The organism is Pseudoalteromonas sp. S2893 (assembly GCF_005887105.1).
Classification (GTDB): domain Bacteria; phylum Pseudomonadota; class Gammaproteobacteria; order Enterobacterales; family Alteromonadaceae; genus Pseudoalteromonas; species Pseudoalteromonas atlantica.
This window is the reverse complement of the sequence record NZ_PNCY01000030.1, coordinates 1-15,100: the sequence shown is the minus strand read 5'-3', so window position 1 is coordinate 15,100 and position 15,100 is coordinate 1. Positions and strand designations below refer to the sequence as shown.

The window sequence follows — 15,100 nt, the reverse complement described above, 5'->3', positions numbered from 1 at the left end:
ATGTCGGATGAGAACAAAGAAATTAAATTACGCTGGTACGTTGTACAAGCATTCTCTGGTTACGAAAAGCGTGTAGCGCAAACGTTATCAGAGCACATTAAAATTGAAGGTCTTGAAGAGAGCTTTGGTGAAATATTAGTACCAACAGAAGAAGTTGTTGAGATGCGCGCTGGTCAAAAGCGTAAATCTGAGCGTAAATTCTTCCCAGGTTACGTACTAGTACAAATGGACATGAACGATGCAAGCTGGCACTTAGTGAACAGCACTGAACGTGTAATGGGCTTTATTGGTGGTACTTCTGACCGCCCAGCGCCTATTAGTTCTAAAGAAGCAGAGCGCATTCTTAACCGTCTGCAAGAAAACGCTGAAGCACCTAAACCAGCTACATTATTTGAGCCAGGTGAAGTTGTGCGTGTTACTGATGGTCCATTTGCTGACTTTAGCGGTGTTGTTGAAGAAGTTGACTACGAAAAGAGCCGCGTGAAAGTGTCGGTACTTATTTTTGGTCGTTCTACACCGGTTGAACTTGAATTTGGTCAAGTTGAACAAGATAAGTAATTGATAAAAAAAGCTTCGCCATTATTTACTTAAATTTTGGCACGAAGCTTGAAAAAGGCCGCTGATTAACTTATAATCAGCGGCCTTTTTGTATTAAGGCAAAAATTTATTTTTGCTCGCAAAAAGTACGAAACCAATTTTTAAACTGGGAAGCCGTTAGAGTACGCGTCCTCGCGCGCACAAGGCTAAGACCCACCAAATGAGGTATTTATAATGGCTAAAAAAGTTGAAGCTTTAATCAAGCTACAAGTTGCCGCTGGTATGGCTAATCCTAGTCCTCCAGTAGGTCCTGCACTAGGTCAACACGGTGTAAACATCATGGAATTCTGTAAAGCGTTTAACGCGCGTACAGAGTCTATCGAAAAAGGCGCTCCAGTTCCTGTAGTGATCTCTGTTTACGGTGACCGTTCATTTACGTTCGATATGAAAACGCCACCTGCTGCTTACTTACTTAAGAAAGCTGCTGGTATCAAATCAGGCTCAGGCCGTCCTAACACTGAAAAAGTAGGCACAGTAACTCGTGCTCAACTTGAAGAGATCGTTGAGACAAAACGAGCTGACCTTACAGCGGCTGATATGGACGCTGCGGTTCGCACTATCGCAGGTTCTGCGCGTGCGATGGGCTTGAACGTAGAGGACTAAGAAATGGCTAAATTAACTAAACGTATGCGTACTATCCGCGAAAAAGTGGAAGTAACTAAAGATTACGAAATCAATGAAGCAGTTGCTCTTTTAAAAGAGTTAGCGACAGCTAAATTCGTAGAAAGTGTTGACGTTGCTGTTAACCTTGGTATTGACGCTCGTAAATCTGACCAGAACGTTCGTGGTGCAACTGTACTACCTAACGGTACTGGTCGTGATGTTCGTGTTGCTGTATTCACTCAAGGCGCTAATGCAGAAGCTGCAAAAGAAGCCGGTGCTGAATTAGTAGGCATGGAAGATCTTGCTGAACTAGTTAAGAAAGGCGAGATGGATTTTGACGTTGTTGTTGCATCACCAGACGCTATGCGTGTTGTTGGTCAACTAGGTCAAATCTTAGGTCCACGTGGTCTTATGCCTAACCCTAAAACTGGTACTGTAACGCCTAACGTTGCAGAAGCAGTTAAAAATGCGAAAGCAGGTCAAGTACGTTACCGTAATGACAAAAATGGTATCATCCATACTACTATCGGTAAGGTTGATTTCACTGCTGAGCAACTTCAACAAAACCTTGAAGCTCTAATCGTTGCGCTTAAGAAGGCTAAACCTTCTCAAGCTAAAGGTGTTTACGTTAAGAAAGTAACCATCTCTACAACAATGGGCGCAGGTGTTGCTGTTGACCAAAACACTTTAAGCACTTCTGTAGCTTAATAGGTGTTTACATGGCGTGAAATTTGTACTATAATTTTGCGCCATTTTGTTGAATAATTTATTATTTAACAAGTAAAGAATTCGGGTTGAAGTCCATAATTTCGCTAAGCTCTTGAGTGATGCGATAAATTGGGCTTCCGTCCAAGACCGTAGGCGGCTTCGGCCTTAATATTACCTACGTAGACGGTGTGAATCCCCAGATAGATTTTTCCTAATCTCTTCTGGCTCTCGCCGTAAAAAGCATCTCTATCAAGTTTGTTGATAGGGAAGAGTAAAACAGGGAAGCCGAGTGTCGGTGACCCATTAAACCAGGAGTAACACCCATGGCTTTAAATCTTCAAGGCAAAAAAGCAATTGTTGCTGAAGTCAACGAAGCAGCCAATGGTGCTCTTTCTGCAGTTGTTGCAGATTCTCGTGGTGTAGCAGTAGGCGCAATTACAGCCCTTCGTAAAGAAGCTCGTGAAGCTGGTGTATGGATGAAAGTTGTTCGTAACACTCTAGCAAAACGTGCTGTTGAAGGTACTGAATTTGAATGTCTATCTGATTCGTTAGTTGGTCCAAGCTTAATCGCTTTCTCATCAGAGCACCCAGGTGCTGCTGCGCGTATCTTTTCAGATTTCGCGAAAAAGAATGAGAAATTTGAGCTTAAAACGGCCGCTTTTGAAGGTAACATCGTAGACGCAGCAATGCTTGCTACATTACCTACATACGATGAAGCTGTTGCACGCTTAATGAGCGCTATGAAAGAAGCGTCTGCTGGCAAATTGTGTAAAACAATTGAAGCAGTACGTGTACAGAAAGAAGAGCAAGCTGCTTAATTTTAAGCTGTTTAACCTCTCTTTCGGTGTAAATTTATTTGGACCTAGAGTCCGTTAATTATTAGGAAATTTGTAATGTCTGTAACTAAAGACCAAATCCTTGACGCAATTGCTGAAATGTCAGTAATGGACGTTGTTGCTCTTGTTGAAGCAATGGAAGAAAAATTCGGCGTAACTGCTGCAGCTGCTATGGTAGCAGGTCCTGCTGCTGAAGCTGCTGAAGAGAAAACTGAATTTGACGTAATCCTTACTGGCGCTGGCGCTAACAAGGTTGCGGCAATCAAAGCTGTACGTAGCGCAACAGGCCTAGGCCTTAAAGAAGCGAAAGCTCTTGTTGAAGCTGCTCCTGCACCTATCAAAGAAGGTGTATCTAAAGAAGAAGCTGAAGCACTTCAAAAAGACCTTACTGAAGCTGGTGCTGAAGTTGAGGTTAAGTAATCTAGCTCACGCTAGGTTCGCTGCCTGAGTAATCAGGCAAGGGCTGGTGATTATTTAATCACCGGCCTTTTTGCGCTATAGAGTTATGTATTCCTGTAGCTCAAATAAAATCTGATTTTCTCTTTACTTTCAACGCTTTATAGTTTGCTAGTGTTGCTAAGGCGGAGTTAATTAGAACAACAATTAAATGTTGTAAATCTTGGCATAGATGCCAGTTAAGTCTGTTCTTACAAGAACAGGTCGGGTCAAAGATCAGCAAGCTGAGGAACCCCATGGCTTACTCTTATTCTGAAAAGAAACGTATCCGTAAGGATTTTGGTAAACGTCCACAAGTTTTGGATATACCTTTCTTACTGTCGACACAGTTAGAATCGTTTAAAAAATTCTTAGTCCCAGACGCTGATGGCGATCATGGTTTGGAAGCAGCCTTCCGTTCTGTGTTCCCTATTAAAAGCTACTCGGGAAATTCTGAGCTTCAATACGTAAGTTATCGTATTGGTGAGCCAGTATTCGATGTAAAAGAATGTCAAATTCGCGGTGTGACTTATTCTGCTCCACTTCGCGTGAAACTGCGTCTTGTAGTTATGGACAAAGAAGCTCCAGGCACAGTTAAAGACATTAAAGAGCAAGAAGTTTACATGGGCGAAATTCCGCTCATGACTGATACCGGTACTTTTGTAATCAATGGTACAGAGCGTGTTATCGTTTCTCAGCTACACCGTAGCCCTGGTGTATTCTTTGATAACGACCGCGGTAAAACCCATTCATCGGGTAAAGTATTATATAACGCACGCGTTATACCTTACCGTGGTTCATGGTTAGACTTCGAATTTGATGCAAAAGATAACTTATATGTACGTATAGACCGTCGTCGTAAATTACCGGCGTCTATTATTTTACGTGCACTTGAGTACTCTAGCGAAGAAATCTTAGATATGTTCTTCGATACTACCGCGTTTGAAGTAACTGACGGTAAAGTTCTTATGGAACTTGTGCCTTCACGTTTACGTGGTGAAACTGCCGCTTTTGATATCAAAGGCGAAGACGGTGAAGTACTTGTTGAAAGCGGTCGTCGTATTACGGCTCGCCACATCAAGAGCATCGAGAAAAAAGGCATTAATCAATTAGAAGTACCACATGAGTACATCATTGGCCGTATTGTAGCTAAAAACTATGTTGATGAGTCAACAGGTGAAGTTATTGCAAACGCTAATGACGAGCTATCACTAGAGTTGATGGCTGAATTGGTTAAAGCAGGTCACACTAAAATTGAGACGTTATACATCAATGAAGTGGACAGCGGCGCTTACATGTCAAATACATTAAATATTGACTCGTCTAGCAACCGTTTAGAAGCATTAGTAGAAATTTACCGCATGATGCGCCCAGGCGAGCCACCGACGAAAGACGCGGCTGAAGCCTTATTCGAGAACTTATTCTTCTCTGAAGAACGTTATGACTTATCTACAGTAGGTCGTATGAAGTTCAATAGCCGTGTTGGTTACGATACAGACACAGGCCCTGGCACATTAAGCAAAGAAGACATCGTGTCTGTTATGAAAGTATTAATTGCTATTCGTAACGGTCAAGGCGATGTTGATGATATTGACCACTTAGGCAACCGTCGTATACGTAGTGTTGGCGAAATGGCTGAGAACCAATTCCGTGTTGGTCTAGTACGTGTAGAACGTGCTGTACGTGAGCGTTTAAGCTTAGGTGACCTTGACGCGATAATGCCACAAGATCTTATTAACGCTAAGCCTATTTCGGCAGCGGTTAAAGAGTTCTTCGGCTCGTCTCAGTTATCACAGTTTATGGACCAAAATAACCCGCTATCAGAAGTAACGCATAAGCGTCGTATTTCTGCATTAGGTCCGGGCGGTCTAACGCGTGAGCGCGCTGGCTTTGAAGTACGTGACGTTCACGTAACTCACTATGGTCGCGTATGTCCAATCGAGACTCCTGAGGGTCCAAACATCGGTCTAATTAACTCGTTATCTACGTACGCACGTACAAATGATTACGGTTTCTTAGAAACACCTTACCGTAAAGTGGTAGATGGTGTAGTAACTGATGAAGTTGATTATTTATCAGCCATTGAAGAAGGTCAGTTTGTTATCGCACAGGCGAACTCAAACTTAACTGAAACCAATGAGTTTGTTGATGAACTTATTCCGTGTCGTCACAAAGGTGAATCTACCTTTATGGGTCGCATGGACCAGCAATATATGGATGTATCACCACAACAGGTGATCTCTGTAGCGGCAGCACTTATCCCGTTCCTAGAACACGATGATGCTAACCGTGCATTGATGGGTTCAAACATGCAACGTCAAGCAGTACCAACATTGAAAGCGGATAAGCCGTTAGTAGGTACAGGTATTGAGTTAACACTAGCGAAAGATTCTGGTGTAACGATTGTTGCTAAACGTGGTGGTGAAGTAATGTACGCCGATGCTAGCCGCATCGTTGTAAACGTACATGACGATGAGCGTATTCCTGGTGAAGCGGGCATCGATATTTACAACCTTACTAAATACACACGTTCTAACCAAAATACATGTATTAACCAAAAACCAACGTGCATGGTTGGTGAACCGGTTACTCGTGGTGACGTGTTAGCAGATGGTCCTTCGACTGACTTAGGTGACTTAGCCCTTGGTCAAAACCTTCGCGTGGCATTCATGCCATGGAACGGTTATAACTTCGAGGATTCAATCTTACTATCAGAGCGCGTAGTTGAAGAAGATCGTCTAACGACTATCCACATTCAAGAACTACAGTGTGTTGCCCGTGATACTAAATTAGGTCCTGAAGAGATCACTGCAGATATCCCGAATGTGGGTGAGTCTGCGCTAGGCAAGCTTGATGAATCAGGCGTTGTTTATATTGGTGCTGAAGTTAAAGGCGGCGATATCCTAGTAGGTAAAGTGACTCCGAAAGGCGAGACGCAATTAACACCTGAAGAGAAGCTACTGCGTGCTATCTTCGGCGAAAAAGCGTCTGACGTTAAAGACAGCTCTTTACGTGTACCAAACTCTGTAACTGGTACTGTAATTGACGTACAAGTTTTCACCCGTGATGGTGTTGAAAAAGATAAGCGTGCGTTAGAAGTTGAAGACATGCAGCTTCGCGAAGCGAAGAAAGACTTCAACGAAGAGTTCCGTATTCTAGAAGCTGGTGTATTAGACCGTGCTCGCAAGCTACTAGCTGCAGCAGGCTTCGATGAAGACAACTTAGCGTCACTAAATGCTGAAAAGCTACTTACTCAAAGCCTTGCACAAGAAGACAAGCAAGCTGAACTTGAGCAACTAGCTGCACAGTACGATGAGCTTAAAGCTGAATACGATAAGAAGTTTGAAAACAAACGTCGTAAAATTACTCAAGGTGATGACTTAGCACCAGGCGTACTTAAGATTGTTAAAGTATACCTAGCTGTTAAACGTCGTATCCAACCGGGTGATAAAATGGCGGGTCGTCACGGTAACAAAGGTGTTATCTCGACTATCGTACCAGTAGAAGATATGCCATACGATGATAAAGGTCGTACGGTAGATATCGTACTAAATCCACTAGGTGTACCATCACGAATGAACATCGGTCAGATCCTTGAAACACATATGGGTCTAGCTGCACGTGGTATTGGTGAGCGCTTAGAGGAAATGATGAAGGAACAACGTGAGCTACATGAGCTACGTGAATTCATCAAGCAAGCTTACGAAATCGGTGAATCTCGTCAAGAAGTAGATATTGCTAGCTTCTCTGATGATGAAATTCGTCGTTTAGCTGATAACTTAAAAGGTGGTTTACCAATCGCTACTCCTGCATTTGATGGCGCTAAAGAAGACGAAATCAAAGACATGCTAGAGCTTGGTGGATACCCAAGAAGTGGTCAGGTTACACTCTATGATGGCCGTACTGGCGATCAGTTTGAACGTCAAGTAACTGTTGGTTACATGTACATGCTTAAACTTAACCACTTGGTTGACGATAAGATGCACGCACGTTCTACTGGTTCTTACAGCCTTGTTACTCAGCAGCCGCTGGGTGGTAAAGCACAGTTCGGTGGCCAGCGTTTTGGTGAGATGGAAGTATGGGCACTTGAAGCTTACGGTGCTGCTTACACTCTACAAGAAATGCTAACAGTGAAATCGGATGACGTGAACGGTCGTACTAAGATGTATAAAAACATCGTTGATGGTAACCATAAAATGGAACCAGGTATGCCAGAATCGTTCAACGTATTGTTGAAAGAAATCCGCTCACTGGGTATCAACATCGAGTTGGAAGAAAATTAAGCCAATTAGATGCTGCAGTTAATCCTGCAGCATCTGTTACGGCTGAATAGAATGTAGGGGCGAGATTATCCGCCCTCAAGATTAACTCCGACAGGAGAGCTAAGGTGAAAGACTTACTTAAGTTTCTGAAGCAACAAAATAAGACCGAAGAATTCGATGCAATTCGCATTGGTCTTGCTTCACCAGACATGGTTCGTTCATGGTCATACGGTGAAGTAAAGAAACCTGAGACTATTAACTACCGTACTTTCAAGCCTGAGCGCGATGGCTTATTCTGTGCCCGTATTTTCGGCCCAGTGAAAGATTATGAGTGTTTATGTGGTAAATATAAACGCCTTAAACACCGTGGTGTGATCTGTGAGAAGTGTGGCGTTGAAGTTACACTTACAAAAGTGCGTCGTGATCGTATGGGTCATATCGACCTTGCGAGCCCAGTAGCACATATATGGTTTTTAAAATCATTACCGTCTCGTATTGGCTTAATGCTTGATATGACACTTCGTGATATTGAACGTGTTCTTTACTTCGAATCATTCGTAGTAACTGAGCCTGGTATGACAACGCTTGAGCGTGGTCAACTATTAGGTGAAGAAGAATACCTAGATGCACTTGAAGAGCACGGTGATGAGTTTGAAGCTAAGATGGGTGCAGAAGCAGTATTAGACTTGCTTCGTGAACTTGATCTTGGCCAATTAATTGCAGAAATGCGTGAAGAGTTACCAACAATTAACTCTGAAACGAAGCGTAAAAAGATCACTAAGCGTCTTAAGTTAATGGAATCGTTCCACCAATCAGGTAATAACCCTGAGTGGATGATCATGACAGTACTTCCAGTATTGCCACCTGACTTACGTCCATTAGTACCACTAGACGGTGGTCGTTTTGCGACATCTGATCTAAACGACCTTTACCGTCGTGTTATTAACCGTAATAACCGTCTTAAGCGTCTATTAGATTTAGCTGCACCAGATATTATCGTACGCAACGAAAAACGTATGTTACAAGAAGCGGTAGATGCGCTACTTGATAACGGTCGTCGTGGTCGTGCAATTACAGGTTCTAACAAGCGTCCGCTTAAATCTCTTGCTGATATGATCAAGGGTAAGCAAGGTCGTTTCCGTCAGAACTTACTTGGTAAGCGTGTAGATTACTCTGGCCGTTCTGTAATCACGGTTGGTCCTACACTTAAGCTTCACCAATGTGGTCTTCCTAAGAAGATGGCACTTGAGCTATTCAAACCATTCATCTATGGCAAATTAGAGCGTCGCGGCATGGCTACGACAATCAAAGCTGCTAAGAAAATGGTAGAGCGCGAAGTAGCGGAAGTATGGGATGTACTAGACGAAGTAATTCGTGAACATCCAGTATTACTTAACCGTGCACCTACACTTCACCGTTTAGGTATCCAAGCGTTCGAACCTGTACTAATTGAAGGTAAAGCAATCCATTTACACCCATTAGTATGTGCGGCTTACAACGCCGACTTCGATGGTGACCAAATGGCGGTACACGTACCGTTAACGCTTGAAGCTCAGTTAGAAGCTCGTGCACTAATGATGTCTACTAACAACATTCTATCTCCAGCGAATGGTGAGCCAATCATCGTTCCTTCACAGGATGTTGTATTAGGTCTTTACTACATGACGCGCGATCGCATTAATGCGAAAGGCGAAGGCATTGTATTTAAAGATCCTAAAGAAGCAGAAAAAGCATACCGTAGTGGTAACGCAGAACTTCACGCGCGCGTTAAAGTGCGTATTAGTCAGTCAATTACTAACGAAGCAGGTGTTGTTGAAGACACTGTAACGCTTATCGACACTACTGTTGGTCGTGCAATTCTGTCTCTAATTTTACCTAAAGGTATGCCGTTTGAGTCAATCAACCAAGCATTAGGTAAAAAGCAGATTTCTGGCTTATTAAACGAGTGTTACCGTCGTCTAGGTCTTAAAGACACTGTTGTGTTTGCTGACCAAGTTATGTACACCGGTTTCCACTACGCAATGAAGTCAGGTGTTTCAATTGGTATCGATGACTTAGTTATCCCACCAGTTAAAGCATCAATCATTGAATCAGCTGAAGCTGAAGTAACTGAAATCAACCAACAATTCCAATCAGGTCTTGTAACGGCTGGTGAAAAGTACAATAAAGTTATCGATATCTGGTCACGTGTAAATGAAAACTTATCACGTGAAATGATGGCCAACTTGTCTAAAGACACGGTTATCAATGCCAAAGGTGAAGAAGAAGAGCAACCGTCATTTAACTCAGTGTTTATGATGGCTGACTCAGGTGCTCGTGGTAGTGCCGCTCAGATCCGTCAGCTAGCAGGTATGCGTGGTCTAATGGCACGTCCAGATGGTTCAATCATCGAGACGCCAATCACGGCTAACTTCCGTGAAGGTCTAAACGTACTACAGTACTTCATCTCAACGCACGGTGCGCGTAAAGGTCTTGCCGATACAGCACTTAAAACAGCTAACTCAGGTTACCTAACGCGTCGTCTAGTAGACGTTGCACAAGATTTGGTAATCAATGAAGACGACTGTGGCACAGAAGATGGCTTAACAATGAAACCACTTATTGAAGGTGGTGACGTTGTAGAAGCACTTCGCGAACGTGTACTAGGTCGTGTTGTAGCTGAGCCTGTGGTTATCCCTAATACAGATACTGTATTAGTAGAACGTAATATCATGCTTGATGAAAAACTGTGTGACCTTTTAGAAGAGCACTCAGTAGATGAAGTTCGCGTACGTTCTGTTATCACTTGTGATAACGACTTTGGTGTATGTGCTAAGTGTTATGGTCGTGACCTTGCACGTGGTCATATCATCAACGCGGGTGAATCAGTAGGTGTTATCGCGGCACAATCAATCGGTGAGCCGGGTACACAGCTTACGATGCGTACATTCCACATCGGTGGTGCGGCATCAAGAGCATCAGCTGAAAATAATGTACAAGTTAAAACTGACGGTACGTTAAAACTACATAACGCTAAGTATGTACTTAATACCGACGGTAAGATTGTAATTACTTCACGTTCAACTGAAATCACTATCATTGATAGCTTCGGTCGTGAAAAAGAGCGTTATAAAGTACCTTACGGTGCGGTACTAACAGTACAAGACAATGCAGAAGTTCAAGGTAACGACATCGTTGCTACTTGGGACCCGCATAGTCACCCAATCGTTCTTGAGCATAAGTCAAAAATCTCGTTCAGCGATATTGATGACTCAAATACTGAAGCACAAACTGATGAACTAACCGGCTTAACCCGTGTAGTTGTTAAAGACCTTGCTAAAGTAAATGCGAAAGAGCCTAAGCTTATCATCGAAAGTGAAGAGCGCGGCTTGCAAGAAACACGTCTACCTTCATTCACTACGATTGAAGTGACTGATGGCGTTACAGCAAACCCAGGTGACGTACTTGCACGTATTCCGCAAGAAGGTTCGAAAACTCGTGATATCACGGGTGGTCTACCACGCGTAGCCGACTTATTTGAAGCACGTAAGCCAAAAGATCCAGCTATCTTAGCTGAAATCACAGGTACTATTAGCTTCGGTAAAGAGACTAAAGGTAAGAAACGTTTAGTTATTACACCAGCTGAAGGCGATCATTACGAAGAGATGATTCCTAAGTGGCGTCAACTTAACGTGTTTGAAGGTGAGCAAGTGTCTAAAGGTGAAGTTATCGCCGATGGTCCTGAATCACCACATGACATCTTACGCCTACGTGGTGTGACTCATGTTGCTAACTACATTGTTAACGAAGTGCAAGAGGTTTACCGTTTGCAGGGCGTTAAGATCAATGATAAGCACATTGAAACAATTATTCGTCAGATGCTACGTAAATGTACCATCCTTGACGGCGGTGATACTGAATTCTTAGCGGGTGAGCAAATTGAAGTAGCTCGCGTAAATATCGCTAATCGTGACCTTGAAAAACAAGGTAAAATCCCAGCGAAGTTTGAAATACAACTTATGGGTATCACGAAAGCATCACTAGCAACCGAATCTTTCATCTCGGCAGCGTCTTTCCAAGAAACAACACGTGTTCTTACAGATGCCGCAGTGAATGGTAAGAGCGATGAGCTTCGTGGTCTGAAAGAAAACGTAATTGTGGGTCGTCTGATCCCAGCCGGTACTGGCTTTGCGTATCACCAAGACCGTATGGCTCGCCGCAAGCAGGGTGAAGTTGTTGAAGAGCAAACAGTAAGTGCAGAAGAGGCAACTCAAGCACTAACAGATGCTCTGAACGCAGATTTATCTGGAAATCAATAAACTCTTATTAATCAACAGATTAATAAATCGTAAGACAGTTATCTACTGTCTTACGATGAGTTTAGGTTGACAGGTTAAACTTTGCTCATTAAAATTCCGCCACCCATTTACTTGCATGTATGTTACAAGCTTGTAAAAAGGGCGGATTTTTTTATTTTTTTCAGTAGTAATTTTAATTTCAGGAGCTATTTAAATGGCAACTATTAACCAGCTAGTGCGTAAGCCACGTCGTAGCAAGGTTACTAAAAGTAACTCAGCTGCGCTTAAAGCGTGTCCGCAAAAGCGTGGTGTATGTACTCGCGTATATACAACTACACCTAAGAAACCAAACTCAGCGTTACGTAAAGTAGCTCGTGTACGTTTAACTAACGGTTTCGAAGTAACATCATACATCGGTGGTGAAGGTCATAACCTTCAAGAGCACAGTGTAATCCTAATCCGTGGTGGTCGTGTTAAAGATTTACCAGGTGTGCGTTTTCACACTGTACGTGGTGCACTTGACTGTGCAGGCGTTAGCGACCGTCGTCAAGCTCGTTCTAAATACGGTGCAAAACGCCCTAAAGGCTAATTGTTTTCCGTTAGTAAGGCCAAGCACTAAATATTATTAATTATTGTTTTGGGTGATTGTTCCAAAAGGACAAACCTGAATAAACCGGAGATACAAAATGCCTAGAAGACGCGTAATAGGTCAACGTAAAATTCTTCCAGATCCTAAGTTCGGATCGGAACTTCTTGCTAAATTCGTTAACATCGTAATGTTAGACGGCAAGAAATCTACTGCTGAAAAAATTGTTTATGGTGCGCTAGACGTGGCTGCTGAGAAATCAGGCAAGTCGCACCTAGAAATCTTTGAATCTGCACTTGATAACATCCGTCCACAGGTAGAGGTTAAATCTCGCCGTGTTGGTGGTTCAACTTATCAAGTTCCAGTTGAAGTACGTCCAGTACGTCGCAACGCATTAGGTATGCGTTGGTTAGTAGACGCTGCACGTAAGCGTGGCGAAAAATCTATGGGCTTACGTTTAGCTCAAGAAATCGTTGACGCTGCTGACAACAAAGGCACTGCGGTTAAGAAACGTGAAGACGTTCACCGTATGGCTGAAGCGAATAAAGCATTCGCACATTACCGTTGGTAATCTGTCCTTAACCTTTAAGAGGATCATATGGCACGTACAACTCCACTTGAGCGCTACCGTAATATCGGCATAGTAGCTCACGTAGATGCAGGCAAAACCACCACAACAGAACGTGTTCTGTTCTACACAGGTCTTTCTCATAAGATCGGTGAAGTACATGATGGCGCCGCAACTATGGATTGGATGGAGCAGGAACAAGAGCGTGGTATCACAATCACTTCTGCTGCAACAACGTGTTTCTGGAAAGGGATGGACGCGCAATTTGACGACCATCGTATCAATATTATTGATACTCCAGGACACGTAGATTTCACTATTGAAGTAGAGCGTTCTTTACGCGTACTTGATGGTGCGGTAGTTGTTCTTTGTGCTTCATCAGGTGTACAGCCGCAAACTGAGACAGTTTGGCGCCAAGCGAACAAATACGAAGTTCCAAGAATGATCTTCGTAAATAAAATGGATCGCACCGGCGCTGACTTCTTAACGGTTGTAGGCCAGGTGAAATCTCGTCTTGGAGCAACGCCTGTTCCAATCCAGTTGCCAATTGGCGCTGAAGACGACTTTAAAGGTGTTATTGACCTTATAAAAATGAAAGCCATTAACTGGAACGAAGCGGACCAGGGTATGACTTTCTCTTATGAGGCAATACCGGCAGAACTTCAAGAGCTCGCTCAAGAATGGCACTCTCATTTAGTTGAAAGTGCAGCTGAAGCCTCTGAAGAACTAATGGATAAGTACTTAGAAGGTGAAGAGTTAAGTGAAGCAGAGATTAAATCTGCCTTACGTCAACGCACATTAGCGAACGAAATTGTTCCCATTACGTGTGGTAGTGCATTTAAAAACAAAGGCGTTCAAGCTGTGCTTGATGGCGTTGTTGAATACATGCCTGCACCAACACAAGTGAAACAAATCCAAGGTATCCTAGAAAATGGAACTGAGGAAGAACGTCCAGCTGATGATAAAGCGCCGTTTGCTGCACTTGCATTTAAAATTGCAACAGACCCGTTTGTTGGCACTTTAACCTTTTTCCGTGTTTACTCTGGTACTGTTAAACAGGGTGACGCGGTTTATAACCCAGTTAAAAGTAAGCGTGAGCGATTTGGTCGTATCGTACAGATGCATTCAAACTCACGTGAAGAGATCAAAGAAGTTTACGCAGGCGATATTGCGGCAGCTATTGGTCTTAAAGACGTAACAACAGGTGAGACACTGTGTGATCCGAACTCTATCATTACGCTAGAGCGTATGGAGTTCCCAGAGCCAGTTATCTCTGTTGCGGTTGAGCCTCGCACAATCGCTGACCAAGATAAGATGGGTATTGCACTAGGTAAACTAGCCGCAGAAGATCCGTCTTTTCGTGTACAAACTGACGAAGAATCAGGCCAGACTATAATCTCTGGTATGGGTGAACTTCACCTTGATATCATTGTCGACCGTATGAAACGTGAATTCAGTGTTGAATGTAACGTTGGTAAGCCGCAGGTTGCATACCGAGAAGCTATTCGTTCAACTGTTGAAGTTGAAGGGAAGTTTGTACGTCAATCAGGTGGTCGTGGTCAATATGGTCACGTCTGGGTTAAACTTGAACCGATGGATATTTCGGATGATGAAGCACCAATTTATGAGTTCGTTAACGAAACTGTAGGTGGTTCGGTTCCAAAAGAATTTATCCCTGCGGTAGACAAAGGTATCCAAGAGCAAATGTCTCAAGGTGTACTGGCAGGCTACCCATTACTTGGCGTTAAAGCGACTTTATATGATGGTTCATTCCATGATGTAGACTCGAATGAAATGGCATTTAAAATTGCAGGTTCAATGGCAATGAAAGCTGGGGCGCTTAAAGCTGACCCTGTACTTTTAGAGCCAATGATGAAGGTTGAAGTAATCACTCCTGACTCAAACATGGGTGATGTAGTTGGCGACTTAAACCGTCGTCGCGGCATAATCGAAGGCATGGAAGATGCAATAGGTGGACTTAAGCAAGTTAATGCTCAGGTTCCTCTTTCTGAAATGTTTGGTTATGCAACTGCTTTACGATCTGCAACACAGGGCCGTGCTTCTTACTCTATGGAGTTTTTGAAGTACGCTGAAGCCTCTAAAAATGTTGCAGATACAATAATTTCAGCTCGCGCTGTTATATGATTTTAGCTTGTCTGGCTCAATAGTGAGTCAGGCTTTAATTTCTTAATTAGGAATTTTTTAAGATGGCAAAAGAAAAGTTTGAA

At 43.1% G+C, this 15,100-nt stretch carries 10 protein-coding genes; all 10 read left to right on the top strand.

Features of this window, described 5'->3' with window-relative positions:
- Positions 1 to 558, top strand: a complete 558-nt coding sequence (gene nusG / locus CWC04_RS14270) for a transcription termination/antitermination protein NusG (RefSeq protein WP_024032045.1) — start codon at positions 1 to 3, stop codon at positions 556 to 558.
- A gap of 213 nt (positions 559 to 771) precedes the next feature.
- The gene (rplK, locus tag CWC04_RS14265) at positions 772 to 1,200 is read left to right on the top strand and encodes a 50S ribosomal protein L11 (protein WP_004588205.1); all 429 of its coding nucleotides are present in this window, start codon (positions 772 to 774) and stop codon (positions 1,198 to 1,200) included.
- Between the two features lie 3 nt (positions 1,201 to 1,203).
- Complete coding sequence (rplA, locus tag CWC04_RS14260; protein WP_004588206.1) at positions 1,204 to 1,908, top strand: 50S ribosomal protein L1; 705 nt, start codon at positions 1,204 to 1,206, stop codon at positions 1,906 to 1,908.
- A gap of 323 nt (positions 1,909 to 2,231) precedes the next feature.
- The gene (rplJ, locus tag CWC04_RS14255; RefSeq protein WP_004588207.1) at positions 2,232 to 2,726 is read left to right on the top strand and encodes a 50S ribosomal protein L10; all 495 of its coding nucleotides are present in this window, start codon (positions 2,232 to 2,234) and stop codon (positions 2,724 to 2,726) included.
- Between the two features lie 75 nt (positions 2,727 to 2,801).
- Positions 2,802 to 3,164, top strand: a complete 363-nt coding sequence (gene rplL, locus CWC04_RS14250; protein ID WP_004588208.1) for a 50S ribosomal protein L7/L12 — start codon at positions 2,802 to 2,804, stop codon at positions 3,162 to 3,164.
- A gap of 272 nt (positions 3,165 to 3,436) precedes the next feature.
- A complete protein-coding gene (gene rpoB, locus CWC04_RS14245; protein ID WP_004588209.1) occupies positions 3,437 to 7,462 on the top strand; it encodes a DNA-directed RNA polymerase subunit beta in 4,026 nt (1,341 codons plus the stop codon).
- A 104-nt stretch (positions 7,463 to 7,566) separates the two neighbouring features.
- On the top strand, positions 7,567 to 11,739 hold the full coding sequence (gene rpoC / locus CWC04_RS14240) for a DNA-directed RNA polymerase subunit beta' (RefSeq protein ID WP_004588210.1): 4,173 nt from the start codon (positions 7,567 to 7,569) through the stop codon (positions 11,737 to 11,739).
- Between the two features lie 193 nt (positions 11,740 to 11,932).
- A complete protein-coding gene (gene rpsL / locus CWC04_RS14235) occupies positions 11,933 to 12,307 on the top strand; it encodes a 30S ribosomal protein S12 (RefSeq protein ID WP_002958885.1) in 375 nt (124 codons plus the stop codon).
- 97 nt (positions 12,308 to 12,404) lie between these two features.
- Positions 12,405 to 12,875, top strand: a complete 471-nt coding sequence (gene rpsG / locus CWC04_RS14230; protein WP_004588211.1) for a 30S ribosomal protein S7 — start codon at positions 12,405 to 12,407, stop codon at positions 12,873 to 12,875.
- A gap of 27 nt (positions 12,876 to 12,902) precedes the next feature.
- Complete coding sequence (gene fusA, locus CWC04_RS14225) at positions 12,903 to 15,017, top strand: elongation factor G (RefSeq protein WP_138685749.1); 2,115 nt, start codon at positions 12,903 to 12,905, stop codon at positions 15,015 to 15,017.
- Positions 15,018 to 15,100: the final 83 nt, after the last annotated feature.